Consider the following 25,471-nt stretch of genomic DNA (forward strand, 5'->3'; position numbering starts at 1 on the left):
GGCTCCCCGCCTTTTCCGCACCAGGAGTTCGTCATGACCGTTCCGGCGCCCGCATGGACCCGTGAAACCTGGCCGATCGCGGCCGCGATGATCCAGTATCCGAACCTCCTGGCGGATGGCCGTTCGGTGCAGGACCAGTCCGTCGAGGAATGGGCCGCGACGCTCGACGACGTCGTCGATGCCGGCTTCACCGAGCTCGACCCGACGGACAGCTGGCTGCGGCTCGCCGATCTTTCGCCGGCGCGGCTCGATGCCTTCATGGCGCTGGTGCGCTCGCTCGGCCTGACGATCCCGGCGATCTCGATCTCCCGCCGCAGCGTCATCGATGCCGTCCACGGCGATGCCTATCTCGCCTATGGCCACCGCGTCATCGACACGGCGAAGGCGATCGGCGCGGGCGCCGTCTCCTTCGGCCTCTTCGAGCCGCTGACGGTGGGGCAGAAGAAGGCGCTCTGGTTCTGGACGGTCGATGGCCCGTGCAATCCCGATGATCCGGCCGTCTGGCAGAAGGCCGTCGCGCGCATCCGCGAGCTCGGTCGCCATGCCGAGGAGCTCGGCATCGAGATGGCGCTGGAAATGTACGAGGACACCTATCTCGGCACGGCGGACAGCAGCGTGCGCTTCGTCGAGGCGGTCGGCCTGCCGAATGTCGGCATCAATGCGGATATCGGCAACCTCATCCGCCTGCACCGCCCCGTGGAGCACTGGCAGGAGATGATGGAGAAGGTCGCGCCCTTCGCGAAATACTGGCACGTCAAGAACTATACGCGCACGGAGGATCCGGGAACGGGGGCGATCGTCACCCATCCGGCGCCGCTGGAGACCGGCATCATCAATTACCGCGCCGCCATCCGCATGGCGCTTGCGCACGGCTTCCGCAGCGCCTTCCTTTGCGAGCACTACGGCGGCGATGGCCTTTCGGTCTCGGCCGCCAACCGCGATTACCTGCGACGCATCCTGCCGCGCCGCTGACAAGACGATCCAGCACAAGACGAGGGACGATCACCATGACCACCATCTTCGATGCACCGGAGGATTTCGCGGCCACCGCCCTTGCCGGCTTTGCCGATCTCTACAGCCGCCATGTCCGCCTCGTGCGCGGCGGCGTGGTGCGGGCGACGCGGGTGCCGAAGGGTAAGGTCTCGGTCGTCGTCGGCGGCGGTTCGGGGCATTATCCGGCCTTTGCCGGCTATGTCGGCCCGGGCATGGCGGACGCGGCGGTTGCCGGCGACGTCTTCGCCTCGCCCTCGACGGCGGCGGTCGCCCGCGTCTGCCGGCAGGCCGATCACGGTGGCGGCATCCTGCTCGGCTTCGGCAACTATGCCGGCGACGTGCTGAATTTCGGTGTCGCCGCCGAGCGTCTCAGGGCCGAGGGCATCGATGTCCGCATCGTTCCCGTCACCGATGACGTGGCGAGCGCGCCGGCCGAGGCGCATGGAAAGCGCCGCGGCATTGCGGGCGATCTTGCCGTGTTCAAGGTCGCGGGCGCGGCGGCGGAAGCCGGCCTTTCCCTCGACGAGGTGGAGCGCATCACGCGCCATGCCAACGACCGCACCGTCTCCTTCGGCGTCGCCTTCGACGGCTGCACCTTGCCGGGCGCCGGCGGCCCGCTCTTCACCGTGCCGAAGGGCCGCATGGCGCTCGGCCTCGGCATCCATGGCGAACCGGGCATCCGCGAGGAGACCGTCGTGCCGGCGAAGGATCTTGCGGCCCTCCTCGTCGAAAGGCTTCTTGCCGAGCGCCCGCAGGGCGTCACGCGCGTGGCAGTGGTGCTGAACGGCCTCGGCGCCACGAAATACGAGGAGCTCTTCGTCCTCTGGACCGCGATCTCCGGGCTGCTGAAGGCGGCAGGGCTGGAGATCGTGGCGCCCGAGGCGGGGGAATATGTCACCAGCCTCGACATGCAGGGCTGCTCGCTGACGCTGATGTGGCTGGATGCGGAGCTCGAAACCTACTGGACCGCGGCCTGCGATGCGCCCGTCCTCCGCCGCGGCGGCGAGATCCGCACGGAGCGTGCCACCGACGCCATCGTCAACGAGGATGCGGCGCCGACCTTCGGCCCGTCCTCGGCCGCCTCGCGCAAGGACGCGGCCTGCATCGCAAGGCTTCTCGGCCTTGCCGCGAAAGGGTTGAAGGACGCGGAGGACGAGCTGGGCCGCATCGACGCGCAGGCCGGCGACGGCGACCATGGCCAGGGCATGCGCCGCGGCTCCGCTGCCGCCGAGGACGCCGTCGGGCAGGCACTCGCCGCCGGTGCCGGCGCCGCGAGCACGCTTGCGGTCGCCGGCGATGCCTGGGCGGACCGGGCGGGCGGCACGTCAGGTGCCATCTGGGGCCTGCTGCTGCGCGCCTGGAGCAACGCGCTTTCCGACGATGCCGTTCTCGATGACGCCGCCGTGGTCAGGGGCGCGCGTCTTGCGCTCGATGCCGTGACGCGGCTTGGCCGCGCCCGCGTCGGTGACAAGACCCTCGTCGATGCGCTCGTGCCCTTCGTCGAGACGCTGGAGGCGTCGTTTGCGGCCGGCAAGCCGCTGAAATCCGCCTGGACCGATGCCGCAGCCGCTGCGACGGCAGCGGCCGACGCCACCGCCGCGCTGACGCCGAAACTCGGCCGTGCCCGCCCGCTCGCCGAACGCAGCATCGGCCATCCGGACGCCGGCGCGATCTCGCTGGCGCTGGTCGCAAGGATCATCGGCGAGGCTATCTGACCGGTCGATATTGCAGTTCCGGAAACGGCCCGGCGATTTTTGCCGGGCCCGTGCGGGCCGTCCTGCCTCCAGCTGCGTCAGGCTCTCAAGGCGGCCGCCGGGCTGAGGCGAAGAGCCGAGAGCGCTGGTACGATCGACACCAGCACCGCAAGAGCGGCGAACCACATCGCCAGCGAGAGATCCGCCCGCGTGAATTCCACGGGCATATGAACCGCCGTCGCGGAGGCGAGGGCGGCGGAGATGGCCCATGCCGCGCCATAGCCGATGGCAAGGCCGAGGGCGAAACCGGCCAGCAGCAGCAGGAAGAGTTCGCCCCAGACGATTGCGAAGACCGCCCGCCGCGGGGCGCCAAAGGCCCTGAGCGCCCCGATCTGCCGCCGGCGGGCGCCGACATGCATGATCGTGACGAGCAGGATGGCGGCGACGACGATCGCCTGCGTGGCGATGGCGATCGCGAGCAGCAGGCTGCGGGCATCGCCGAGCGTCGCATAGAGACGGGTCAGCACTTCGGCGGGGAACACGGCGAGCGTCGTCTCGCTGCGATATTCCTGGCGCAGGCGGTAGGCGTCGCCCATGGTCTTCGGCTTGACGAGGACGGCGGGGATGCCGGGCGTTTCGGCATCGAAATGTTCGTCGAGCGCCGCGTCCGGCTCGACATGGACCGCGTGGTCATGATCCTCCGCCGCGGCACCGTCTGGCGCTTCGTCGCCGTGGTCGTGCCCGTGTTCGGCCTCCGCTCCCATGCCGTGCAATTGCCAGACGGCCCGGATCGGTACGAGGATCGCCCGGTCCCAGGCGGTGCCGGTCGGCGCCATGCGGCCGCGCACCGTATAGGCGAGTTCGACATGGGTATGGCCGCCGCTATCGGCCGCGCCGTGCATCGGCTTGATCTGCGCGCCGAGGCGCATCGGCACGTCGGCGCCGATCACCGCCTCGCCGAGGCGGGCGAAGATAGCCCCTTCCGCAAGCGTCGGCGACAGGGCGGTGACCAGCGCCGTCGTCGTGCCGACGACCGGGCGGCCATCGGCGGAATCGCCGAAGCCGACGGGGGCGGCGAAGGAAACGCGCGGGTCCCGCGCGAGCTTTTCCAGCACGGCGCCGGACATCAGGGGCAGGGGGGATGGCTGGAGGAAGACGGCCGACAGGGCAAGCTGCGTCTCGCTGCCGGCGGCGCCGACGACGAGGTCGAACTTTTCCGCCGCCCGCGCGCTGCCGAGCCGCACGGCCCGCTCCTGCAGCGTGACGGCGACGCTGAGCGCGACCGAAAGCGCGATCAGCACGACGACGGCGAGCGCGCCGCCCTTGAACCGGCGAAGATCGGCGAGGATGAAGCCCATCATGCCGCTTCCGCCTTCCCGGCGTCCTCGATGATGCGGCCGCCGTCGAGGACGATATGCCGGCCGATGCGCTCCACCAGGGCCGGGTCGTGGGTCACGACGAGCAGCGTGGCACCCTCCGCGCGGGCAAGCCGCACGATGAGGTCGGCCACCTCGCCGCCGATGCGGCGGTCGAGGCTCGCCGTCGGTTCGTCGGCGACGATCACGCCGGGTTTCGGCAGCAGCGCCCGCGCCACCGCCACGCGCTGCATCTCGCCGCGCGACAGCGTCTCGATGGGCTGGCCGGGGCGGGCAATGCCGCTGATTTCGAGCAGGTGGAGGGCGCGTTCGCGCTCGCCCGGCTTCAGGCGGCGGGCGAGCCGCACCGGCAGCACGACGTTCTCGTAGGCCGAAAGGCCGGGGAAGAGGTGGAAATCCTGCATCACGAGGCCGATATGGGCGGCGCGGAAGGCATCGCGCCGGCCGGTGGGCAGACGGGTGATCTCCGTGTCCCCCCAGCAAACGGATCCCCGCGTTGCGGGCTCCAGCCCGGTGACGACATTGACCAGCGTGCTCTTGCCCGAGCCGGAGGCGCCCGTGATCGCGAGCCCGCCGCCGGCGGGAAGGTGCAGGTTTTCGATGGAAAGCACAGGCGTATCGAGGCCGGGAAAGCGCATCTCCAGGGCGGCAATATCGAGCGCGAGCATCGTCAGACCGTCTCGAATGCGGCATCGCGCAGGCGCAGCTGGCTGACGAATCCGGTTTCGGGATCGACCCACGAGCCGTATTCCAGCATGCCCCGCGCCTCGATCGGCGCATTGTACTGCACGAAGGTCTGTTTTTCGGCGAGATAGACGACGAGGATATTGTCCGGCCAGTCGGCATCCGAGGAGCAGAAGGGGCAGAGCGACATCGGGATTTCGGTGAGCACGAAGAAATTCGCCTCGGCCTTCAGCGGCGGGGCCATGAAACCCTTCATGGCGACCTCCCGCCCGTTCAGCCGCTTCACCTTGTCGGAGAATTCGAGGCCGAGCACGCCGAAACTCTTGTAGAGTTCGCCGAAGCCGAGCGTTTCGCCGGCAAGGGCCGGGCGGGAAAGGGCGAGAGCGGGCAAGGCCGCCAGCGCGCAAAGCAGCCGGCGCCTCTCGAACGACACGCGGTCCATCTGCGTCATGGCCAGGCCTCCTTCTTTATCGGCAGGAGCGTGGACAGGCGGCGCGGGCCGCCTGCCCAGCAAGGTCTGGTGTCATTCCTTCGGCACGCCGAGCGCGAAGGCATCGGCCAGCACGCGGTAGACGTCGCTCTGCTCCATGTAGCCGCGGAACCCTTCCGAGCCGGGACCTGCGGCCTGCAGCACGACGTCGTCCACGGCATGCACGCCCGTGTCGCCTTCCTTCGGGATGTTACCCTCGACGAAGACGGCGCCGGGCACATCCTTGTAGGCCTCGTTGGCGACGTATTCCTTCGCCTCGTTCTGCACGGCCGGCACGAACGGGCCGTCCAGCTTCGGGCGGAAGGTCTCGTAATGATCCGGGCCGTTGTTGGCGGCCAGGAACAGGCGGCGCGAGACGTCGATGCGGTCCGGATAGCCGTCGCCGTCCTTGTCCTCGTAGTTCGGGAAGCCGGCATCGTCATAGGTGCCGACCTTCTCGCGCATCACCTCGCCGGGCTTCTCGTCATCGACCGTGCCGATGATGGCGACGCCGTGCGTGTGGTCGCCGGTCACGACGATCAGCGTGTCCGGGTTCTTCTCGGCGAATTCGCGGGCAACGCCGACGGCCTTGTCGAACTCGATCGTCTCGACAAGCGCGCGGTCCCAGTCGAGCGGGTGGCTCATCTTGTCGACCGACGCGGCCTCCACCATCACGAAGAAGCCTTCCGGGTTCTTGGAAAGCTTGTCGAGCGCGGCCCTGGTCATGTCGACGAGGCCGGGCTGGCTCGGGAACTTGTCGACGGTGCCCTTCTTGAGGAATTCGCGGTCGAGGGTCACATCCAGATTGCCGGTGTGGAACAGGCCGAGCAGACGCTCCTGGTTCGATCCTGCGGCCGCGGCGAGCTCGGCCTTGTCGGTCGCGATTGCATAATCGGCATTACGGAACTCGGCGATATAGTCCTTGTCGTCCTTGCGCTTGGAGCCCGGCACATCCTTGGAGAGGAAATAGGCCGAGCCGCCGCCGAGCAGGACGTCCGGCTTGACGTCGAGCATCATGCCGACGATCTCGGCCTTGTCGGCACGCTTGCGCGTATGGGCGACGAGCGCGGCGGGTGTCGCATCCTGAAGTTCCGAGGTGGAGACGATGCCGATGGACTTTTTGGTGTTCCGGCGCAGCGCCTCGGCAATGGTCTCGACCTTCGGGTCGTCGAGGCTTGCCGGCGTGCGGTCGGCGTAGACGCCGAGTGCGTTGACGCGCGACTTGTGGCCGGTCATGTAGGCCGACATGGTGTTGGCACTGTCCGTGGCGATCGAATGGGTGGAGGACGTGCCGATGAAGGCGACCGGCGGGATGTCGTCCATCGCCAGACGGCCGTTCGCCTTGCCCTCGGTCATGCCCTTGGACATGATGCGCGCGCCGGTGCGGTGGGCGACGGACAGGCCGTCGGCGATCAGGAAGATGATGTTCTTCGCCTTCGGCTGGGCGGCGGTCTCGTAGACCTCCCAGTTGACCGACTGCGTTTCGCCGCCGGCGGAAACCTCGACCGTGTAGGCGCCGGCCGTGCCGATCGCCAGGTCGCGCAGGATGAGCGCCGAACCCAGCACCTTGTCCTCGGCGCCCTTTTCCTCCGCGACGAATTCGGCGGCCTTGCCGAAGACGTCGGCATAGTCCTTGCCGTTGACGGTGACCTTCACGTCTTCCGGTGTCACGACCGCATCGAACTCGACCTTGAAGTCGAATGGCGAGCCGACGAGGATCGTCGCGCGATCGATGGGGTAGACGGTTGCGGCGTTTGCAGTGCCGGCCAGGATCGTTGCCGATGCCAGGGCGAGGATGAGTTCACGCATGGGAGGAGCCTCTCTTGAGCGGTGCGTTGGCCCCCTGCGCATAGAAAGCCTGGATGACAGGCGTATTACACGGCCGTGACACTCCTGTGATCGTCGCTCAAACCGGGCCTCGCTCGATCGATGGATGGAAGACGGGCCGATAGCCGGCACTGAGGGCCATGACCGTCGACGGCGGCGTCAGCACGGCATCCGCGCTGTCGAGGCGTTGCGGTAGGGCGTAGCCTTCGGCGGTCCAGCGGTGGGCGAGGCCGGCACGAAGCGTGAAGGCGTGCCCGCCCGCCGCCACGACGGCGCCGTCGGGAAGCGCCGCCAGCGGCCCGGCGATCGGGTGCAGGCGCTTGCTCCGGCGCTCCAGGCGTTCGCCGTGCAGGACGGCATCCATTGCGCCGGCGGCTGGCGGCGGCTCGTCCTTCGCCGATGCCCAGCATGCCTGGAAGCGCTGCGCTGCCTCCCTGCGGCAGAAGAAGCAGGGCCGATGGCCGGCGGCAAGTGCGACCGCCTCGTCGAGGAAGAACAGCTCGGTCCAGCTCCGCCCTCCCATCACCTCCCGGCGGCGGCCCTGGAAGTCGCAGAGGCAGACCAGCCAGGCCCTGGACGCCCAACGCTTCGAAAGCAGCGTCTTCGTCGCCGGGTCATGGATGATGCCGCGATTGCCGGTAAAGAGGCCGCGCTGCGGGAGCGCGACGATCTCGCCGAAGGGGGTGACGCGGTTTTGAAGGGGCATGGTGCTCCACCGGGATCAGGGACGATGCGCCATCCTATCCCCAAGCGGCACTCGTCGTCTTCCTTTCAAGGCGCGGCTCGATCGCAGCCGCCTGTGCCGTTCCGACGCCGCGGCCCGTGCAGGGCTCACAATAGGCCGAGATGGGTCGCAAGCTCGCGCGCCGCCGCCGCGCCCGCGCGGTTGGCGCCGATGGTGGAGGCGGAGGGGCCGTAGCCGACGAGATGGATGCGCGGGTCCTTCCCGACCTGCGTGGCGAGGCGTCCGGCCATGACGATGCCGCCCTTCTCCCCGCGCAATTGCAGGGGGGCGAGATGGTCGAGCGAGCTGCGAAAGCCGGTCGCCCAGAGGATGACATCGGCCCTCTGCTCCGTGCCGTCCGGCCAGCGCACGCCGTTCGCGGTGATCTCGCTGAACATGGGCAGGCGCTTCAGTGCGCCGCGCGCGGCGGCGGCCCGCAGCGCCGGTGTCCAGGGAATGCCGGTGACGGAGACGACGGAGCCCGGGACCAGGCCGTTGCGCACCTTGTCCTCGACGATGGCGACGGCCGCGCGGCCGTCTTCCGGCGTGAACGGCGTATCGCGGAACTGCGGTTCGCGGCGCGTGACCCAGCTTGTCGTCGTCACCTTGGAGATCTCGTCGAGATGCTGGAGCGCGGAAATGCCGCTGCCGACGATGACGACATGCTGGCCCGCGAATTCATCGGCCGTGCGGTAGTCGCGGGAATGAAGCTGCCGGCCCTGGAACAGCGCGGCACCGGGATAGTCCGGGATCTGCGGGCTTTCCCAGGTTCCGGTGGCATTGATGAGGCCGCGGGCCGAAAAGGCCTCGCGATCCGTCTCCACCCGCAGCCGCTCGAAGCGGTCGCAGACCACCTTGACCGTGACCGGACGATAGACCGGCAGCCGGAACCGCTCCTCGTAGGCGGCGAAATAATCGGGCACCGCCACGGAGGCCTTGGCCTCGGTCTCCCCCGCCGGCACCACTTCGGAAAAGCCCATGCCCGGCAAGTCGTGCACACGGTTGACCGTGCTCAGCGTCAACGAGGGCCAGCGGTGCTGCCAGGCGCCACCGGGCTTCTCGTTCCTGTCGAGAACGATGAAGTTGCGGCCCGGCTTGAGGCCGAGTTTCAGGAGATGGTAGGCCGAGGACAACCCCGCCTGGCCGGCGCCGATGACCACGATGTCGATCTTGATGGCGGCACGCAGGCTCGCCTCGTTCGCTGGCGTTGCGGATGGCAAGTCGATCCCCGTTGCTTCGGCTGCGCGAGCCCTCCGATACCCTATTCCCGCCCCGGACGAAACCGGGATCCTTTCGGGACGGTCACGTCGTTCGCGCGTGTTGCTCGGCCTTGGCCAGGATTGCGTAACCGCACGGACGGCGCCTTCAGCCTTGAGGCCGAGAGCGACGCGACGGTTCTGGTGCTGAGCGGTGCGCCGCTCGGCGAGCCGGTCGCCATGCGCGGCCCCTTCGTCATGAACACGCCGGAAGAATTGCAGCAGGCCTTTGCAGATTTCCGCGCCGGCAGGTTCCGCCCGATCGCCGCCTGATCCCCAGCGTGTCCTCGACGCCCCTCGCCCGAGGCAGACCGGGCCGGAAATGTTTCCGGCCCCTGCCCCACCAACGGTCAGCGCCCGGTCACCGATGTCGACGACACCGTCTTGCTGCTGATCGACCACCAGAGCGTCCTGTTCCAGACCGTTGCCGATTCTTCGTTTCGCTGGATGCCCTCAGCCATCGGCCCCGGCGCCCTGCCAGGTTCCCACCAGCATGCGCCGGAAATGTTCGGCGGCGGGCGAGAGCGTGGCGGCGCGGCGGCGCACGATGCCGATGGTTCGGGAAATCCGGGGAGCGCCCAGCGGCCGCGTGACGATGATGGGGTGGTCAGGCCCCGGGGTTGCCGTGCGCGGCAGCACGGAAATGCCGAGGCCCGCCTCCACCAGGCCGAGGGACGTCGACAGGTGCGTCACCTCGTAGGACCAGCGCAGCTCGATATTGGCGCGCGCCAGCGCCGCGTCCAGCATGGTGCGGTTGCCGCTGGAGCGGTGCACGGTGATCAGCCGGTAGGGCGCAAGGTCCGTCCAGCCGACCTCCTGCCGCGCCGCCAGCGGATGGTCGCGCCGCGCCGCCAGCACGAACGGATCCTCGGCGATGCGGTCGAAGAGGAGATCGGGATCCGACGTTCCCATGAAATTGATGCCGAATTCCACCTCCCCGCGCGAGACGGCCTGCAACCCCTCGGTCGCCGTCAGGTCGAGGATGCGGAAGCGGATGTCGGGATATTCCTGGTTGAACTGCTTGATCACGGTCGGCAGGAAATAGAAGGCCGCCGTCGGCAGGCAGGCGATCGTTACCAGCTCGCTGCGCCGGAGCCCCCGGTCCCGGGCGGCGAAGAGCGAGCCGTCGAACTCCTCCAGCATGCGCTGCACGAGCGGCATCAATTCGAGGCCGAGCGCCGTCGGGGAGACGTGCCGGGTGGTGCGTTCGAGCAGCGGAGCGCCGATGGAGGCTTCCAGCTTCTGGATGCGGCGGCTGAGCGCCGGTTGCGACAGGTTGAGGGCTTCCGCCGCCCGGTGGAAGCTCTCCAGCTCCACCACGGCAAGAAAGGCACGAAGGTCGAGGATTTCGCAATTAATGCGCATTGTGCATCAGTGGTCCAAAATTTTGCACTTAACTTAATAATCCAGGTGGCGCATACCCTTCAAGGGAGAAAGAAGGGATGATGTCTGCCCGGGGCGATCACGGGCTTGGCGTTTCCGACTTTCATGTGTACCTTTGTATACATTTGAACGCATTGCCATCGTGGGAGGAAAAACATGGCTGATTTCACGCGTCGTCAACTGCTGGCCGCCGGCTCCGCCGCCGCGGCTCTGGGGCTTGTGGGAGCGCGCCCCGCCTTTTCTCAGGCATCCGTCGATTTCGCCGGCAAGACGGTGGAATGGTGGATGCCGTTCTCCGAGGGCGGCGGCTCGGATGTCTGGGCCCGCTTCTTCGCACCGTACCTGTCGAAATATCTGCCGGGCAACCCCAATGTCGTCGTGCGCAACGTGCCGGGCGGCGGATCGATCACCGGCTCGAACGAGTTCGTCGCCCGCGCCCGGCCGGATGGGCTTGCCATCCTCGGCACCTCCGGCTCGACGCAGTTCCCGTTCCTGCTCGGCGATCCGCGCGTGCGTTACGACTATGCCAAGCTGATCCCCGTGCTCGTCTCGCCCACCGGCGGCGTCTGTTATCTGCCCGCCAAGTTCGAGGTGAAGTCACCGGCCGACCTTGGCAAGATCAAGGACCAGGAACTGGTCTATGGCAGCCAGGGCGCGACCTCGCTCGACCTCGTGCCGATGCTCGCCTTCCGCCTGCTCGGCCTCAATGTCCGCCATGTCTTCGGCATGCAGGGGCGCGGCGACGGGCGGCTTGCCTTCGAGCGCGGCGAAGCGACGATCGACTACCAGACCTCGTCGGCCTACCTCACCAACGTCACCCCGCTCGTCGAGGCCGACACCGCCGTGCCGATGTTCTCCTGGGGCGTTCTCGACGCCGAGGGCAATGTCGCGCGCGACCCGACTTTCCCCGACCTGCCGCACTTCGTCGAAGCCTATGAGATGATGCACGGCCAGAAGCCGTCCGGGGTGGAATACGACGCCTATCTCGCCTTCTTCGGTTCCGGCTTTGCGGCCCAGAAACCCTGCATGCTGCCGGAAGGCACGCCGGACGACATCGTTGCGACCTACCGCAAGGCCTTTGCCGACGCGGTGGCCGATCCCGAGCTGCAGAAGGCCAAGGCCGATGTCCTCGGCGACTATGAGCAGGCCGTCGGCGACGATATCGAGAAGCTCTATGCGGTGGCGACGTCGATCAAGCCGGAAGCGCGCGAATGGGTGCGCAACTTCCTGACGACGGAATATCAGGTCAAACTCTGACCGGAAGCGCCCCCCGCCGCCGAAGGGCGGCGGGCACGCCCGCCCGCAGCCACCGGGCCCGAACAGCCATCTGCCGACACTGACGAGGCCGGAGCACCCGCGCCGTCTCGCACCTGTTGCTATCGAAAGGACAGCCACAGTGATCGATGTCTTCGTCACTTCGCTCCACAACCTGCTGACCCTCCACCATCTCGGTTACATGATGATCGGTGTCGCGGTCGGCCTTATCGTCGGCATTCTGCCGGCCCTCGGCGGCATTGCCGGCATGTCGCTGCTGCTGCCCTTCGTCTACGGCATGGAACCGACCGCGGCGATCGCCATGATGGTCGGCCTCCTGGCGGTCATTCCGACCTCCGATACCTTCTCCTGCATTCTCATGGGCATTCCCGGCTCGTCCGCCTCGCAGGCGACCGTGCTCGACGGCTTTCCGCTCGCCCGCAAGGGGGAAGCGGCCCGCGCGCTCAGCGCCTCCTTCTCGGCTTCGATGATCGGCGGCCTCTTCGGCGCGCTCTGTCTCACCGGCATCGTCATCGTCGCCCGGCCGCTGATCCTCAGCTTCACCTCGGCGGAACTCTTCATGCTGGCGATCTTCGGCCTCTCTATGGTCGGCGTGCTCTCGGGCAGCAGCCTGGCGAAGGGCATCGCCGCCTGTACACTCGGCCTCGCCTTCGGCGCGATCGGCACGGCGCCGGCCAATGGCGGCGAGCGCATGACCTTCGGCTCTCTCTACCTGATGAGCGGCCTGGAGATCACCATCATCGGCCTCGGCATCTTCGCCCTGCCGGAAGTGCTCGACCTGCTGCGCGGCAATTCGAGCATTTCGAGCACGGGCAAGCTCGGCCGCGGCTGGCTGGACGGCGTACGCGATACCTGGCGGGAGAAATGGCTGACGCTGCGCTGCTCGACGATCGGCGCCTGCGTCGGCCTGATGCCCGGCCTCGGCGGCAGCGTTTCCGACTGGATCTCCTATGGCCACACCGTGCAGACCGCCAAGGACAAGTCGCAGTTCGGCAAGGGCGACATCCGCGGTGTCATCGGCCCGGAGGCGGCAAACAATTCCTGCGCCGGCGGCAACCTCATCCCGACCCTTCTCTTCGGCATCCCCGGCTCCGGCTCCATGGCGATCTTCCTGGCGGCGATGATCCTGATCGGGCTCCAGCCCGGCCCCGGCATGGCCGATCCGAACCGCGACCTCAACCTCACCTATACGGTCGTCTGGACGCTGGCGCTCGCCAATGTCGTCGGCACCGCGGCCTGCATCGCCCTGTCGCCCAGCATCGCGCGGCTGACCACCATCCGCTTCGTGCTCTTCGCGCCCTTCATGATCCTCATCATCGTATTCGGCGCGTTCCAGTCGACCCGGTCGTTCGAGGATATCGTGGCACTGCTGGTCGTCGCGCTCACCGGTATCTTCCTCAAGCGCTTCGGCTGGCCGCGCCCCGCCTTCCTCATCGGCTTCGTGCTTGCCGGCCAGGTCGAGACCTACTTCTACCAGGCGGTGCAGTTCTACGGCTACGGCTTCCCGCTGCGCCCGATCGCCATCGTCATCGCGCTCGTCACGATCGCCTCGCTCTGGTTCACCAGCCGCTCGCGCATGCGCCAGAAGGAGGCCGTGCCGGGCGGCATCACCACCGACATCGAGTTCGAGCGCGAGGAGGACGAGACGGCTGCCGCAAGGAACCTCTGGCCGCAGGTCGTCTTCACCGCCATCGCCGTCGCCTTCTTTGTCTTCACCATCGTCGAAGGTGCGGAGAACTCGTTCCTCGATGCCGTCTTCCCGATCGCCGTGGGCATGGTGGGCCTGCTGACGGCCGCCACCGTGCTGTTCTGGCAGGTCCGCGGAGCCACGGGGCGCGGCACGGCCGGCAACATGAACTTCGATCTCGACGACGGCACGACGAGCGGCAGCCTCTGGCGCTTCGTCGGCTGGCTGGTCGGCTTCGTCGCAGCCATCGGCCTCGTCGGCTTCACGCTGGCGCTGATCGGCTTCTTCGTCGCCTTCCTGAAGGTCGTCGCCAGGTCGAGCTGGCTGCAGACGCTGGTGCTGACCGCCGCCGCCGTCGGCCTGGTGCTGCTGCTGACGTCGATCCTGCACATGAACCTGCCGGGCGGCCTCTTGCAGAACCAGTTCTACGACCAGCTGGTCTGGCCGCTGCGCTGACCTTCGGCCCCGGCGGCGATGCCGGGGCTCGCACGCCGGTTTTCAAGGTGTGCAATTGCATCCAATTGTCTACATCAATCAGCGAGGGCATCATGCCAGCACAACATCCCATCCCCTGCATCCTCATGCGTGGTGGAACGTCGAAAGGGCCTTACTTCAAGATGCAGGATATTCCGCAGGATCCCGATATCCGCGCGCGCGTCCTGCTGGCGGCGATGGGCTCGCCCGATATCCGCCAGATCGACGGCCTCGGCGGCGCGGACACGCTGACGAGCAAGGTCGCGATGGTCGGCCCGTCGAGCCGCGAGGGGGTCGATGTCGACTATCTCTTCGCCCAGGTCTCCGTCGACAAGGCGATCGTCGACACCTCGCCCTCCTGCGGCAACATGCTGTCCGGCGTCGGCCCCTTCGCCATCGAGACGGGCATGGTGCCGGTCGGCGGGGCGAAGACCAGCGTCGTCATCTACGACATCAACACCCAGAGCCGCATCGAGGCGATCGTCGAGACGCCGGACGGCGCCGTCAATTACGAGGGTGATGCCCGCATCGACGGCGTGCCGGGCACGGCGGCGGAGATCCGGCTCAATTTCATGGATATCGTCGGCTCGAAGACCGGCGCGCTGCTGCCCACCGGCAAGCCGATGGAGAAAATCGAGGGGGTCGATGTGACGCTCATCGACGTCGCGGTGCCGATGATGATCGTGCGCGCCGCCGATGTCGGCAAGACGGGCTACGAGAGCGCCGCCGAACTCGATGCCGACGGGGCCTTCTTCGCACGCATGGAAGCGATGCGCATGGAGGCCGGCCGCCGCATGGGGCTCGGCGACGTCACCGGCAAGGTGGTGCCGAAAATGGCCATGCTGGGCGCGCCGCGGGAGGGCGGGAACGTCGCCGCGCGCTATTTCGTGCCGCACAAGACGCATGCGGCCTTCGCGGTGACGGGCGGCCTCTGCGTCTCCTCCTGCGTGCTGGTGCCCGGCACCGTGGCGGATGGCCTTGCAGAACGGCCGCAGGGGGACGATTGTACCGTGGTCATCGAGCATCCGACGGGTCTCATCGATGTCGCCATGACGAGCAAGCCGCACGGCAATGCCGTCGAGATCATCAGCGGCGGGGTGGTGCGCACCGCGCGCAAGCTGATGCAGGGCAACATCTTCGTGCCGGCGGCGACCCTGCTGCCGGCATCCCCTGCGGCCTGAGTCACGGGTACCTCTGTTTCTGGAGTTTATGGAATCATGAAACTGCTTGTTCTTCCGGGTGATGGGATCGGCCCGGAAATCGTCGGCGCCACCGTCGCGGTGCTGGATGCCGTCGACCGCCGCTTCGCCTTCGGCTTCCGCTACACGACGCGCGACATCGGCTTCGTCTCGCTGGAGAAGACCGGCACGACGCTGCCCGCGGATCTGCTCGACGAGGCCCGCGGCATGGACGGAACCCTGCTCGGCCCGATCTCCCATCTCGACTATCCGCCGCGCGACAGGGGCGGCATCAACGTCTCGGCCGCCTTCCGCACCCAGCTCGACCTCTTCGCCAATATCCGCCCGGCCCGCACCCGCAAGGGTGTCTTCCACCGCGGCACGGACATGGACCTCGTCATCATGCGCGAGGCGACGGAGGGCATGTATCCCGATCGGAACATGTTTGCCGGAACCGGTGAATACATGCCGACGGAGGACGTGGCGATCTCGATGCGCAAGGTCACGGTAAGGGCGATCGAACGCATCGCCAGGGCCTCCTTCGCGCTGGCGCGGGCGCGCCGCCGCAAGGTGACGGCGGTGCACAAGGCCAATGCCTTCGTGCTGACCGACGGGCTCTTCCTGAAGGAGGTGCGCAAGGTCGCCGCCGATTATCCCGACGTGGAGCTCGAAGAGGTGCTGATCGACGCGATGGCGGCGCTGCTCGTGCGCGATGCGAGCCGCTACGACGTCATCTGCACCACCAATTTCTACGGCGACACGCTCTCCGATCTCGCCTCCGAGCTCTCCGGCAGCCTTGGCCTCGCCGGCTCGCTGAATGCCGGTGCCGATCATGCCGCCGCGCAGGCCCAGCACGGCTCGGCACCCGATATCGCCGGGCAGGACAAGGCGAACCCGACGTCGATGGTCCTGTCGGCCGCGATGCTGCTGCGCTGGCACGGCGAACGCGCCGGCGACGCGCGTTACATCGAAGCCGCAGCCCTCATCGAGGAAACCATCGACCGGGTTCTCGCCGATGCCACCACCCGCACCCGGGACCTTGGCGGACCGCTCGGCACGGCGCAGTTCACCGAAACGGTCGTTGCGGCCCTCGGCTAGGCCGGCAAGGAAAACGGCACCGGGGCGCCTGCCCCGGTGCCGCAGCAACTTCGCCTCCTCGCGTGGCCCTGGTCAGTCGGCCGGATGCACCGGTCCGTCCGCCACCAGCACGCCATCGGCGTCCGCATAGAGATAGGCCCCCGGGCGAAATTCGACATTGCCGAAGACGAGCGGCACGTCGCGGGCGCCATGGCCGGTCTTGCCGCTCTTCTTGGGTGCCTGGCCGAGCGCCATCACGCAGAAATCCATGGCGTCGATATCGGCGCTGTCGCGGATCGCGCCGTTGATCAGGAGGCCCTGCCAGCCGTTCGCCTGGCCGAGGGCGGCGATCTGGTCGCCCACCAGCGCGCAGCGCAGCGAGCCGGCGCCATCGACGACGAGCACCTTGCCCGTGCCGTTTTCCTCCAGCGTCGCGCGCAGCAGTCGGTTGTCCTCGAAGGTCTTCAGCGTGACGATCTCGCCATGGAAGCCCTTGCGCCGGCCGTAGGATTTCCACTGCATCTCGCAGAAGCGCACCTCGGCATCGTTGCTGTCGACCAGATCCGCCGTCTTGATGATGTCCGTCACGTTCTTTCCTCCGTCTTCGGTGCGGCGAGCACCCGCACGGGCGCACCGTCGCGCCAGGCCCTGATATTGTCCACCGTGTCGCGGTAGAAGGCGGCATAGGCGCCTTCGGTGACATAGCCGAGATGCGGCGTCAGCACGGTGTTCGGCATGGTGCGCAGCGGATGATCGGCCGGCAGCGGCTCGATGTCGAAGACGTCGAGCCCGGCCTTGATGCGGCCTTGCCGCAGCGCCTCGATGAGCGCCGCCTCGTCGACCAGCGGGCCGCGCGCGGTGTTGATCAGCCATGCCCCCTGTTTCATTTGGCCGAGTTCGGCGGCGGAGACGGTGTGCCGGCTGCGCTCGCCGAGAATGAGGTGCAGCGAGACCACGTCGGCCTCGCGAAACAGGGTCTCCTTGTCGACGCGGCGGGCGCCGGCCTCTGCGGCGCGCGCGTCCGTCAGGTTCTGGCTCCAGGCGATCACCTCCATGCCGAAGGCTTTGGCGATCGGCACCATGCGGCCACCGAGCTTGCCGAGCCCGACCAGTCCCAGCGTCTTGCCGCCGAGCACGGTTCCCACCGTGTGCTGCCAGCCGCCGGCGCGGATGCGGGCGTCCTCCTCGGGGATCGACCGGGCGAGCGAGAGGATAAGCCCCCAGGCGATCTCCGGCGTCGCATGGGCGGATTCGCCGGCATGGGTGTGGCAGACGGTGATGCCGCGGGCGACGGCGGCCTCCATGTCGATGGTGCGCACGCGCGCGCCGGTGACCACGATCAGCCTCAGCGCCGGCAGCCGCTCGATCAGCGCGGCGGACAGCGGCATGCGCTCGCGCATGAGGCACAGCACGTCGAAGCCGGCGAGTGCGGCCGCGGCCTCGTCCTCGCTCGCAAGGTTGCGGCCGAAGCGGACGATCTCGTAGTCGTCACCGAGCAAGGCCCAGTCGGCAAGGGTGAGCGCCACATCCTGATAGTCGTCGAGGATCGCGATCCGCAGCATGGCTCAGGCCTTTCCAAGCGTGTCGAGGTCGATCGAGAGGCCGGCAAGGCCCGCCTGCTCACGCAGCATGGCAAGGTCGGCCGCGGTGAGCGGGATTCCCTCGGCCAGCCGTGTTTTCATCCGGTTCGCCTCCGGCTCGCCCGGCATCAGGATCGGCTGGTCGTCATCCACCCGCGGACAGGCGCGGGCGCGGCTGACGAGGTCGTACATGCGCGTTCGATAGGCATCTTCGCCGAGGAAGAGCGAAGGGCGGAAGGCGATGAAGCTGTGGCCGACATTCTGCGGCCGGTCGAGATCGCGATACTGGTCGCCCACCTTGCCGCCATAGGCCGCGCCGCTCATCACGCCCGCAAGGACTTCCATCATCAGCGACAGTCCCGATCCCTTCGGGCCGCCGAGCGGCAGCACGATGCCCTCATAGGCCCGGCGGGCATCCGTCGTTTCCCGGCCGTCGATGTCGAGCGCCCAGCCGGCCGGGATCGGTTCGCCCGCCTGCATCGCCCGGCGGATCTTTCCGCGCGCGACGACCGAGGTCGCCATGTCGAGCACGATCGGCGGCGAGCCCTCGCCGCCCGGCGCGCCGAAGGCGAAGGGGCTGGTGCCGAGGAAGGGCGTGCGCCCGCCCCAGACCGGCATGCTGGGCGAGGCATTGGTGAAGACGAAGGCGGCATGACCGGCATCGATCGCCTTCAGGAGATAGGCCGCGGCCATGCCGAAATGGGCGCTGTTACGGACGCTCGCCATGCCGATGCCGCATCGTTCCGCCGCTGCGATCGCCTCCTGCATGGCCCGGCGGGCGACGACGAAGCCGAGGCCGTCATCGCCGTCGACATGTGCGGCGGCGGGCATGGGATGCGTGACGCGGATATCGGGCCGGGCGCGCACCAGGCCGCGGCGCAGGCGGTCCGCATAGACGGGAATGCGCGAAATGCCGTGGGTGCCGACGCCGCGGAGATCGGCGAGGACCAGATAGTGCGCGACGGTGGCCGCGTCCTGCGCGGGGACGTCGAGGCCGGCGAAGATCCCCGCCACCGCGGCCTCCAGCCGAGCGGCATCCGCATGCACGATCGTTCCATCCTTCGCCTGCATTCGACCCTCCTCCTCCAGAAACCCCGCGGCTCACGACATCATGGACTATCAGCCATGGATGCCAATGTATACTATTGTATCCAGAAATTCCGCCTCCCTGTTTCGATCCTTAGCGCTTGCGGGCCAGCGCCAGGAACTCGCGGATGGGCCGGGAGAGCGGACTCGACCCGCGCCGCACGGAAAGCAGCTTTCGGCTTGCCCATGCGTCCGACAGGCGCACGCTGATGACATCCGTTCCCGCAAGCAGATGCAGGCTCGTCGAGCGCAGGAAGCCGATGCCGAAACCTGCCTCCACCATCCGCACAAGCGACGGGAAGGTTTCGACGCGCACCCGCTCGCCGAGCGCCCGGCCGCTGCGGGCGGCGGCTTCGTTCAGCAGCCGGTCGAGCGCGCCGCTCTGGTGGATGCCCACCACCTCGTGTTCGGCCACCGCATCGAAGCTGATCGGCTTTCCCGATTGCAGGCGCGGGGCCAGCGGATGATCCGGCGAGCACAGGACGAGCACGTTGTCGTCCTCGAAGACCTCGGTCTCGAAGCGCGCGACATCGTTGTTGTCGGCGACGAAGGCGATGTCCGCCTGCCCGTCGTCCATCGCCGCGAGTGCGAGGGCCGCCGACATTTCCTGGATGTCGAGGCCGATGCCGGGATGGCTCTGCGCATAGGCCGCCAGAAGCTCCGGCAGCCGGCCCGACAGCGAGGAGCTGGTGCAGGCGAGCCGCAGCGAGCCGCGCGTGCCCGCCGAGAAATCGACCATCTGCGTGTTGAGGTCGGCGACCTGCCGCAGGATCTCGCGGCAGCCGGCGACATAGACCTCGCCCGCCGGCGTCAGGCGCGCGCCCTGCAGGGAGCGGTCGAACAGCGCGACGCCGAGCCGGGCCTCCAGCTCGCTGATACGCCGGCTGACGGCGGACGGCGCGATGTTCTCATGCTCCGCCGCCCGCCCGATGGATCCGTACCGGGAGACCGCGACGACGAGGCGCGCCGTTACCGGATCGAAGGGCTGCATGGCGCACCTCCGATGCCGCCGGCGGCGGGGATGGGTCGGCCAAGCCGAAGTCGCGGTACACCCGCGCCATGAGGCGCGCGTCGAAACGATGCAGCGAATAGTCCGCGCAGCGCCGGACGAAGGCGAGGTGGCGCTCGATGGCCGAGGCGATGTTGGAAAGGATGACCAGGATCATGGCACGTTCCACCGATTGGGGGTTGCTCGATATCCATGGCCTATCGGTTCCTGTTGCTTGCGGGTAGCGACGGTTGGCGAGGAGGGCATCGCGCCTCGGCAACACCCGCCTTCCGCCTTCAGCCCTTACCCTCCCCGCCCGACAACCGCAACCAGAGCGGCAGGATCGACGGCGCCGCCAGAACGACGATGACCACGCGGCAGAGGTGGTGCAGGCTCACGAAGGCCGGATCGGCATTGAGCGAGATGGCGATCAGGCTCATCTCCGGCAGCCCGCCCGGCACCAGCGCGAGCAGGCCGAGCGCGAAGGGGATGTCGAGATAGCGGTCGAAGGCGATGGCGAAGAGCGCGGCCATGGTGAGGCTGAAACAGGTGAGCACCAGCCCGAGCACCACGCCGGTCAGCATGGTGCGCCGCGCGACGCCGGCAAAGTGCTGGCCGATCGTCGCGCCGATCACCACCTGTGCGACGGCGATGACGAGATCGGGCACCGCCGCATCCGTCAGGCCCGTGATGTGGGCGGCGGCGCTCAGCACCAGCGGGCCGGTAAGGTTCGCCGCCGGCAGGCGGAGGCGGCGGCCAAGGAAGATGCCGAGCATGGCACAGCCGGCGAGCACGATGGCGTCGAGGGCCGAGAGCGTCAGCGCCCAGTGCATCGTCCGATCGACCGTGCGTCCGGTGAGCGCGGCAAGCGCGCCCGAAAGGGTGAGCGACAGCGGCACGATGGTGATCAGGAGAACGAGGCGCGTCGCATGCACCATGCTCACGCTGCGCACATCCGCCTTGAAGGAGGGCGCCATGGAGATCAGCTCGCTGAGGCCGCCGGGCATGCCGCTCAGGGCCGCCGTCGCCGGGTCGAGCCGGCCGAGGCGGCGGCACACGACGATGCCGAACGCCGCGACGATGACCGTATAGACGGCGACCGCGGCAAGGCTCACCGGCCATTCGGTCGCCTGGCGCAGCACCTCCGGCTTGAAGGCGCTGCCGACCATCAGCCCTACCACCGCGATCATCGCCGCGCGCGGCTTCGGCGAGGCGCTCACGCGCACGCCGGCAACCGCCAGCGCCATGGTCAGCACCATTGCGCCGAGCAGCCAGCCGAGCGGCAGGCCGAGCATATAGCCGCACCAGCCGCCGACCGTGCCGATGGCGAGCGTGCGCAGGGTATAAAGCAGCGGGAAGGTCTTGCCATGCCCGGCCGTCTTCAGGGGTGGGATTTCATGCTTCGACACAGGTCGTACCATTTCGCTTTTGCTTTGCATCCAATGGCATGCAATTAAACAACCCCGTGGACAACGCCTTTTTCCTTCTGTAGCCGGAAAGTCCACACGGACGGGAGAGCCAGTCATGACCGCATCCAAGGACCTGCTTTCCAAGACGCGCGGCCAGAGCACCTACCAGGCCATTCTGACGGCCATTCGCGACGGCATCTACCGGCCGGGCGATCCGCTGCGCGAGGAGGAGGTGGCGACCCGCCTCGGCGTCAGTCGCACGCCGGTGCGCGAGGCGCTTGGCCGCCTGCAGGAAAAGGGCCTCCTGGAGGCGGCGCCCGGCCGGGGTGTCGCCGTCTCGATCCTTTCCATGCAGCAGATCTTCGAGCTCTATGCGATGCGCGAGGAGTTGGAGGGTATCGTCGCCCGCTTTGCCGCGCGCCATGCGACAGAGGCCGAGATCGCCAATCTGGAACGGCTCAATACCCGATTCGCTGCCTCGGAGGACCCCAAGGTCGCCGCCCAGTGGAACCGGCAGTTCCATGCACGCCTCTACGACGCCGCCCGCAACCGCTACCTCCGCCAGGCGGTGGAAGACCTGCAGGAGACGATCGCGCTGCTGCCCGACACGACCTTCATCCAGCCGGGCCGCACGACGACGGCGACCGACGAACATGTCGCGATCATAGACGCGATCCGCCGGCACGATGCGGACGGGGCGGAAAAGGCGGCCGCCGCGCACATCAAGGCCGCGCTGGAAGCCCGCCTCATCATCACGAAAAGCGAGACCTGAAGCGCTTCGTTGCTCCGCCGCCCGAGCCGCCGTCATGATTGCGGCCAGTGGGCGGGATCGCTGCCGAGCGGCACGGGCATGCGGCTCCAGGCGGTGCGCATGCCGTCGAAACGAAGCGCCGGTCGCAGGGCGGTGACGCGGCCGAAGGCGGTGTCGTGCGTATCGAGCAGATCGGCCACGGCGGCGACCTCCGGATTGGCGGACGGATACGCGGCGTCGTCACCCAGGGCATCGCGCATGCGCCACATCCAGTGCGCGGTCGCGGCAAGCGAAAGCGTCGCCTGCCACTGCCCGCCCTGCTCGTGGCGCCGGATGAGGGCGAGCATGGCGGCGAAGGCGGCAAGGTAGCCCGTAAGGTAATCGAGCGGCTGGCATGGCAGCAGCGCCGGTCCCCTGCCCTCGCGTCCCTCCGCCGCCATGCCCGTCGTCGCCTGTACGAGGCTGTCATAGCCCCGGCGCCGCTGCCAGGGGCCTTGCAGCGAGAAGGCGGACAGCGAGAGGTGGACGAGATGCGGATTGAGACGGCCGAGATCATCGGGGCCGAAGCCGCGACCGCGGAGCGATGCCGGCCGGTAGGCATCGAGGACGATATCGGCATCGGCGGCAAGCGCCCGCAAGGACGCCTGCCCTTCCGCGGTGTCCAGCTCGGCGAAGGCCGCGTGTTTGCCGAAGCCGGTGTCGATCACGAGGGAGGGGATCGAGGGAAGACGGGGCCCGGCGATGCGCATGACCGTCGCGCCGTGCTCGGCCATCGTGCGCCCCGCCATGGGGCCGGCGATGACGCGGGAGAGGTCCAGCATGCGCAGGCCGGAAAGCGGCCGTTCGCCGCCTTGCGGTAGCGGCATGACCGCTGCCCCGTTTCGTTCGAGATGCACGAGAGGCTGTGCGGCGATGGCCGCGGCCTGCGGTTCGCGCAGCCACGCCGAGCGTTCCCGCACCCGGGCGGCGCACAGGCCGCGCCGGATCGCTTCGGCCTCGATATGGTCCGCCCGGCGTTCGGCCACCGCCGCCTTCACCGCATCGGTATCGTTGGCAACGCCGAGGAGGGCGAGCAGCCCGTCCCGCAGGTGGGGGAAGTTGCCGTGCAGATAGACCCATTCCCCTCCCGCCGCCTCATAGAAGCCGGTGAAGGGATCGCGGAATTTGGCCGGCTTTCCGTCCACCAGCAGGTAGCTGGAACTCGCCATGGCAAGCTCCGCCTCCCGCATGTCCAGCGAAATGCGCGGGCGCTCGCCGGTCCTCAGCTCGCGGATGCGCGAGGCGGCCAGCCCCACGGCCCCGAGCACCGCCGCGGCGAGCGGCGCGACCGGCCAGGGTGTTGCGAGCACCTTGGGCCGCTCCTCGATGGTGAGGCGTTCGACCGGCGCATCGTCCCAGCCGATGGCATTGAGGAGGTCACGCAGCGGCCTTTCCGCCGCGCCGAGGCTCATGGCTTCCCCTCCCCGTCGAACGGGGCCACGGCCACCTCGCCCTGCATCAGGCGCCGCGCGGTGCGGTAGACCCGGCCGCTCTCGACATGCCAGCCTTTGCCGCGCGGGAAAACGGTTGCGCCGGCCGCGACGATGCCGGAGGGATGGCCGATCCGGATGGCTTGCGTGCCGGCGTCCCTGGAGCAGAGCCGGTGCGGCAGGGAGCCTTCGATCCGGCAGGCGACGGCAAGACACATGGCGCCGGTCAGCGTCACCGCCCGGTGTGCGCGTTCCATGGAGAGCATGCGGATGGCGATGTCCTGCGCCTCGCTGCCGACGGTCCGGCCGTCGAGCGTCACGAAGGGGGCAGGCGCCGAGACGACGGCGATCTTGGGATTGGCAAGGCCGACGCCGTCCGGCATCGAGCCAAGTCCCATCCGCACGCCGGCGGCACGGCGCAGCCGGTCGAGCAGCGTCATGGCCTCGCGATTGCCCTCGATGGCGTCGGGATGTTCCGATCCGGTGAGACCTGCGTCTTCCGCCGCCACGAAGGCGACGGGATTGCTGGCGTCGACCAGCGACATTTCGAAGATCCGGCCGTCGACCTCGACCCTCTCGATAACATGCCTCGTCGGCAGGAGGCCGGATGTCACCGTGCCGCCGGGATCGAGGAAGTCGAGCGCGATGGGCGCCCCCGTTCCCGCGACGCCGTCCACGGTGGCATCGCCTGCCGTCACGGCCTTGCCATTGCGCACGGGAAAGCGGGCATGGATGATCTTCTTCGTGTTGACCTGGTGGATGCGCACCAGCGCTTCGCCGTCCGCCGCGCGCACCAGCCCTTCATCGACCGCGAACGGACCGACGGCCGAGGAGAGGTTGCCGCAATTGGCGCCCCAGTCGACGACCGGACGGTCGACCGCGACCTGTGCGAACGTATAGTCGACATCGGCGTCCGGGTGCGTCGGCGGGCCGATGATGACGGCCTTCGACAGCGACGAGGTGCCGCCGCCCATGCCGTCGAGCTGGCGGCCGTAGGGGTCGGGGCTGCCGAGCGCCGAGAGCAGCATCCGGTCGAGCGCGGCCGGGTCCTGCGGACAGTGCCGGGCATGGAAGAAGAGGCCCTTGCTGCTGCCGCCGCGATAGAAGACAGCCGGTATGAAAATCTGTGTCATCTTCCCTCCTCCCCGCCCGGGCTCTTCCCTCAGGCGAGCTGCATGATCCCCGAAACGAAATAGACGGCGCCGATCCCCGTCACGATCCAGCGCGTCCAAGCGCGGAAATTGGCATCCGTCATACGGTGCAGGATGATGTTGCCGGAGCGCGTTCCCAATACGGCGATAGGCACGGCCGCGGCGATCGCCAGCCAGCCCTCCGACGAGAGCGTCATCGCCGCATCCCAGTAGAAGGCCACCTTGGTCGCATGGGTGAGGAACTGGATGGCGGATTTGGTGGCGATGACCGTGCGCCGGTCCATGTTGGTGCGGATGAAGAAGACGTCGATGCTCGGCCCGGAAACGCCGACGCCGATCGCCAGCCCGCCGGACAGGAAGCCGCAGGTAAAGGCGTGCAGCGGTTTAGAGGCGTCGAGCTCCAGCTTGCCGAGCGGCAGCCAGACGAGGATCGGCAGCAGGCCGACGACGATCGAGACGACGATGAGGCTCGGGCGATAGGCGACGAGGATGAGCAGGATCGCGGCGCTGAAGAGGCCGGCCGTGAGGGTCGCGAGGATGCGGTAGTCCAGATAGTCGCGCGAGAACCAGGCCCGCGATCCGTTCGACACCATCTGAACCAGGCCATGCACGGCGATCGCGGTCGCGACGGGCACGAGGAACAGGAGGACCCAGAGCAGGATCATCCCGCCAGCCATGCCGAAAATGCCTGAGAGCAGCGATGTCAGGAAAACCGTGACGGTCATGCCGGCGAAGAGAACAACGGTCATGGAGAACTCGGGATTGTCCGGGCGAAAGACCCGGCACGGCATCGTTCGGCGGCAGCGGCGCCGCCTTGCATGGATGGGCACCGGATCGGCCGCGACCCGGTGCCCGTCGTCTCGTCAGGCAGCGAGGTCTCTGAGGACGGTTTGTAGGATGCCGCCGTTGTTCATGTATGTGACCTCGTCGAGGGTGTCGA

The 25,471-nt window shown here is 68.2% G+C and carries 24 protein-coding genes; 8 read left to right on the forward strand and 16 right to left on the reverse strand.

The window, feature by feature from the left end:
* Positions 1–33: 33 nt before the first annotated feature.
* Together MUU56_RS26410 and MUU56_RS26415 are read left to right on the forward strand one after the other, a co-directional pair.
* Positions 34–972: a sugar phosphate isomerase/epimerase family protein gene (locus MUU56_RS26410; protein WP_244770256.1), complete on the forward strand. Its 939-nt coding sequence runs from the start codon at positions 34–36 to the stop codon at positions 970–972.
* A gap of 35 nt (positions 973–1,007) precedes the next feature.
* Entirely contained in the window at positions 1,008–2,708 is a 1,701-nt protein-coding gene (locus tag MUU56_RS26415) for a dihydroxyacetone kinase family protein (protein ID WP_244770257.1), read from the forward strand.
* Positions 2,709–2,785: 77 nt separating this feature from the next.
* On the opposite strand, the gene MUU56_RS26420 is transcribed toward MUU56_RS26415, so the two are convergent.
* From MUU56_RS26420 to MUU56_RS26445, 6 genes are all read right to left on the reverse strand, one after another.
* Positions 2,786–4,048: an FtsX-like permease family protein gene (locus MUU56_RS26420; protein ID WP_244770258.1), complete on the reverse strand. Its 1,263-nt coding sequence runs from the start codon at positions 4,046–4,048 to the stop codon at positions 2,786–2,788.
* On the reverse strand, positions 4,045–4,731 hold the full coding sequence (locus MUU56_RS26425; protein ID WP_244770259.1) for an ABC transporter ATP-binding protein: 687 nt from the start codon (positions 4,729–4,731) through the stop codon (positions 4,045–4,047). Before MUU56_RS26425 ends, MUU56_RS26420 begins: the two co-directional genes overlap by 4 nt.
* Positions 4,732–4,733: 2 nt before the next feature.
* Positions 4,734–5,198 carry a hypothetical protein gene (locus tag MUU56_RS26430; RefSeq protein ID WP_244770260.1) on the reverse strand — a complete coding sequence of 155 codons (465 nt, stop codon included), beginning with the start codon at positions 5,196–5,198 and terminating at the stop codon, positions 4,734–4,736.
* Between the two features lie 72 nt (positions 5,199–5,270).
* On the reverse strand, positions 5,271–7,025 hold the full coding sequence (locus MUU56_RS26435) for an alkaline phosphatase (RefSeq protein ID WP_244770261.1): 1,755 nt from the start codon (positions 7,023–7,025) through the stop codon (positions 5,271–5,273).
* Positions 7,026–7,122: 97 nt separating this feature from the next.
* Positions 7,123–7,749, reverse strand: coding sequence for a hypothetical protein (locus tag MUU56_RS26440; protein ID WP_244770262.1), 627 nt, complete (start codon positions 7,747–7,749; stop codon positions 7,123–7,125).
* Positions 7,750–7,874: 125 nt separating this feature from the next.
* On the reverse strand, positions 7,875–8,987 hold the full coding sequence (locus tag MUU56_RS26445) for an FAD-dependent oxidoreductase (RefSeq protein WP_244770263.1): 1,113 nt from the start codon (positions 8,985–8,987) through the stop codon (positions 7,875–7,877).
* Between the two features lie 120 nt (positions 8,988–9,107).
* Here MUU56_RS26445 and MUU56_RS26450 point away from each other — a divergent pair, with 120 nt between their 5' ends.
* Positions 9,108–9,296: a pirin-like C-terminal cupin domain-containing protein gene (locus MUU56_RS26450; RefSeq protein ID WP_244770264.1), complete on the forward strand. Its 189-nt coding sequence runs from the start codon at positions 9,108–9,110 to the stop codon at positions 9,294–9,296.
* 180 nt (positions 9,297–9,476) lie between these two features.
* Here the strand turns inward: MUU56_RS26450 and MUU56_RS26455 are convergent, their stop codons facing one another.
* Positions 9,477–10,388 (reverse strand): LysR family transcriptional regulator, encoded by a 912-nt coding sequence (locus MUU56_RS26455; protein WP_244770265.1) that lies wholly within the window; start codon positions 10,386–10,388, stop codon positions 9,477–9,479.
* 174 nt (positions 10,389–10,562) lie between these two features.
* Between MUU56_RS26455 and MUU56_RS26460 the strand changes: the two genes are divergently transcribed.
* The 4 genes from MUU56_RS26460 to MUU56_RS26475 all read left to right on the forward strand — a co-directional run bounded on the left by MUU56_RS26460 (position 10,563) and on the right by MUU56_RS26475 (position 16,118).
* The gene (locus MUU56_RS26460) at positions 10,563–11,663 is read left to right on the forward strand and encodes a Bug family tripartite tricarboxylate transporter substrate binding protein (protein WP_244770266.1); all 1,101 of its coding nucleotides are present in this window, start codon (positions 10,563–10,565) and stop codon (positions 11,661–11,663) included.
* Between the two features lie 139 nt (positions 11,664–11,802).
* The gene (locus tag MUU56_RS26465; protein ID WP_244770267.1) at positions 11,803–13,824 is read left to right on the forward strand and encodes a tripartite tricarboxylate transporter permease; all 2,022 of its coding nucleotides are present in this window, start codon (positions 11,803–11,805) and stop codon (positions 13,822–13,824) included.
* 92 nt (positions 13,825–13,916) lie between these two features.
* A complete protein-coding gene (locus tag MUU56_RS26470; RefSeq protein ID WP_244770268.1) occupies positions 13,917–15,023 on the forward strand; it encodes a 4-oxalomesaconate tautomerase in 1,107 nt (368 codons plus the stop codon).
* Between the two features lie 36 nt (positions 15,024–15,059).
* Positions 15,060–16,118 (forward strand): isocitrate/isopropylmalate dehydrogenase family protein, encoded by a 1,059-nt coding sequence (locus MUU56_RS26475; protein WP_244770269.1) that lies wholly within the window; start codon positions 15,060–15,062, stop codon positions 16,116–16,118.
* 72 nt (positions 16,119–16,190) lie between these two features.
* On the opposite strand, the gene rraA is transcribed toward MUU56_RS26475, so the two are convergent.
* From rraA to MUU56_RS26505, 6 genes are all read right to left on the reverse strand, one after another.
* Positions 16,191–16,685 carry a ribonuclease E activity regulator RraA gene (rraA, locus tag MUU56_RS26480; RefSeq protein ID WP_244770270.1) on the reverse strand — a complete coding sequence of 165 codons (495 nt, stop codon included), beginning with the start codon at positions 16,683–16,685 and terminating at the stop codon, positions 16,191–16,193.
* Positions 16,682–17,659: a D-2-hydroxyacid dehydrogenase family protein gene (locus MUU56_RS26485; RefSeq protein ID WP_244770271.1), complete on the reverse strand. Its 978-nt coding sequence runs from the start codon at positions 17,657–17,659 to the stop codon at positions 16,682–16,684. Before MUU56_RS26485 ends, rraA begins: the two co-directional genes overlap by 4 nt.
* A 3-nt stretch (positions 17,660–17,662) precedes the next feature.
* On the reverse strand, positions 17,663–18,748 hold the full coding sequence (locus MUU56_RS26490) for an Ldh family oxidoreductase (RefSeq protein WP_244770272.1): 1,086 nt from the start codon (positions 18,746–18,748) through the stop codon (positions 17,663–17,665).
* A 109-nt stretch (positions 18,749–18,857) separates the two neighbouring features.
* Positions 18,858–19,754, reverse strand: coding sequence for a LysR family transcriptional regulator (locus tag MUU56_RS26495; protein ID WP_244770273.1), 897 nt, complete (start codon positions 19,752–19,754; stop codon positions 18,858–18,860).
* The gene (locus MUU56_RS26500; RefSeq protein ID WP_244770274.1) at positions 19,672–19,929 is read right to left on the reverse strand and encodes a hypothetical protein; all 258 of its coding nucleotides are present in this window, start codon (positions 19,927–19,929) and stop codon (positions 19,672–19,674) included. Before MUU56_RS26500 ends, MUU56_RS26495 begins: the two co-directional genes overlap by 83 nt.
* Positions 19,930–20,047: 118 nt before the next feature.
* Positions 20,048–21,172, reverse strand: coding sequence for an AbrB family transcriptional regulator (locus tag MUU56_RS26505; RefSeq protein WP_244770275.1), 1,125 nt, complete (start codon positions 21,170–21,172; stop codon positions 20,048–20,050).
* Between the two features lie 103 nt (positions 21,173–21,275).
* Between MUU56_RS26505 and MUU56_RS26510 the strand changes: the two genes are divergently transcribed.
* Positions 21,276–21,932 (forward strand): GntR family transcriptional regulator, encoded by a 657-nt coding sequence (locus tag MUU56_RS26510; protein ID WP_244770276.1) that lies wholly within the window; start codon positions 21,276–21,278, stop codon positions 21,930–21,932.
* A gap of 32 nt (positions 21,933–21,964) precedes the next feature.
* Here MUU56_RS26510 and MUU56_RS26515 read toward each other — a convergent pair whose 3' ends face one another.
* The 3 genes from MUU56_RS26515 to MUU56_RS26525 are packed head-to-tail and all read right to left on the reverse strand — an operon-like array spanning position 21,965 to position 25,280.
* Positions 21,965–23,362 carry a CoA transferase gene (locus MUU56_RS26515; RefSeq protein WP_244770277.1) on the reverse strand — a complete coding sequence of 466 codons (1,398 nt, stop codon included), beginning with the start codon at positions 23,360–23,362 and terminating at the stop codon, positions 21,965–21,967.
* Positions 23,359–24,513, reverse strand: a complete 1,155-nt coding sequence (locus tag MUU56_RS26520; protein WP_244770278.1) for a 2-methylaconitate cis-trans isomerase PrpF family protein — start codon at positions 24,511–24,513, stop codon at positions 23,359–23,361. Before MUU56_RS26520 ends, MUU56_RS26515 begins: the two co-directional genes overlap by 4 nt.
* A 29-nt stretch (positions 24,514–24,542) precedes the next feature.
* The gene (locus tag MUU56_RS26525; protein ID WP_244770279.1) at positions 24,543–25,280 is read right to left on the reverse strand and encodes a sulfite exporter TauE/SafE family protein; all 738 of its coding nucleotides are present in this window, start codon (positions 25,278–25,280) and stop codon (positions 24,543–24,545) included.
* Between the last annotated feature and the right edge of the window lie 191 nt (positions 25,281–25,471).

This window comes from Shinella yambaruensis (assembly GCF_022899355.1).
GTDB classification, from domain to species: domain Bacteria; phylum Pseudomonadota; class Alphaproteobacteria; order Rhizobiales; family Rhizobiaceae; genus Shinella; species Shinella yambaruensis.

Bases quoted from the DNA above. Each gene is read 5' to 3' on its own strand.
- MUU56_RS26410 (WP_244770256.1), top strand. From the start codon at position 34: ATGACCGTTCCGGCGCCCGCATGGACCCGTGAAACCTGGCCGATCGCG.
- MUU56_RS26415 (WP_244770257.1), top strand. From the start codon at position 1,008: ATGACCACCATCTTCGATGCACCGGAGGATTTCGCGGCCACCGCCCTT.
- MUU56_RS26420 (WP_244770258.1), bottom strand. From the start codon at position 4,048: ATGATGGGCTTCATCCTCGCCGATCTTCGCCGGTTCAAGGGCGGCGCG.
- MUU56_RS26425 (WP_244770259.1), bottom strand. From the start codon at position 4,731: ATGCTCGCGCTCGATATTGCCGCCCTGGAGATGCGCTTTCCCGGCCTC.
- MUU56_RS26430 (WP_244770260.1), bottom strand. From the start codon at position 5,198: ATGACGCAGATGGACCGCGTGTCGTTCGAGAGGCGCCGGCTGCTTTGC.
- MUU56_RS26435 (WP_244770261.1), bottom strand. From the start codon at position 7,025: ATGCGTGAACTCATCCTCGCCCTGGCATCGGCAACGATCCTGGCCGGC.
- MUU56_RS26440 (WP_244770262.1), bottom strand. From the start codon at position 7,749: ATGCCCCTTCAAAACCGCGTCACCCCCTTCGGCGAGATCGTCGCGCTC.
- MUU56_RS26455 (WP_244770265.1), bottom strand. From the start codon at position 10,388: ATGCGCATTAATTGCGAAATCCTCGACCTTCGTGCCTTTCTTGCCGTG.
- MUU56_RS26460 (WP_244770266.1), top strand. From the start codon at position 10,563: ATGGCTGATTTCACGCGTCGTCAACTGCTGGCCGCCGGCTCCGCCGCC.
- MUU56_RS26470 (WP_244770268.1), top strand. From the start codon at position 13,917: ATGCCAGCACAACATCCCATCCCCTGCATCCTCATGCGTGGTGGAACG.
- MUU56_RS26475 (WP_244770269.1), top strand. From the start codon at position 15,060: ATGAAACTGCTTGTTCTTCCGGGTGATGGGATCGGCCCGGAAATCGTC.
- MUU56_RS26485 (WP_244770271.1), bottom strand. From the start codon at position 17,659: ATGCTGCGGATCGCGATCCTCGACGACTATCAGGATGTGGCGCTCACC.
- MUU56_RS26490 (WP_244770272.1), bottom strand. From the start codon at position 18,748: ATGCAGGCGAAGGATGGAACGATCGTGCATGCGGATGCCGCTCGGCTG.
- MUU56_RS26495 (WP_244770273.1), bottom strand. From the start codon at position 19,754: ATGCAGCCCTTCGATCCGGTAACGGCGCGCCTCGTCGTCGCGGTCTCC.
- MUU56_RS26500 (WP_244770274.1), bottom strand. From the start codon at position 19,929: ATGATCCTGGTCATCCTTTCCAACATCGCCTCGGCCATCGAGCGCCAC.
- MUU56_RS26505 (WP_244770275.1), bottom strand. From the start codon at position 21,172: ATGGTACGACCTGTGTCGAAGCATGAAATCCCACCCCTGAAGACGGCC.
- MUU56_RS26510 (WP_244770276.1), top strand. From the start codon at position 21,276: ATGACCGCATCCAAGGACCTGCTTTCCAAGACGCGCGGCCAGAGCACC.
- MUU56_RS26515 (WP_244770277.1), bottom strand. From the start codon at position 23,362: ATGAGCCTCGGCGCGGCGGAAAGGCCGCTGCGTGACCTCCTCAATGCC.
- MUU56_RS26520 (WP_244770278.1), bottom strand. From the start codon at position 24,513: ATGACACAGATTTTCATACCGGCTGTCTTCTATCGCGGCGGCAGCAGC.
- MUU56_RS26525 (WP_244770279.1), bottom strand. From the start codon at position 25,280: ATGACCGTTGTTCTCTTCGCCGGCATGACCGTCACGGTTTTCCTGACA.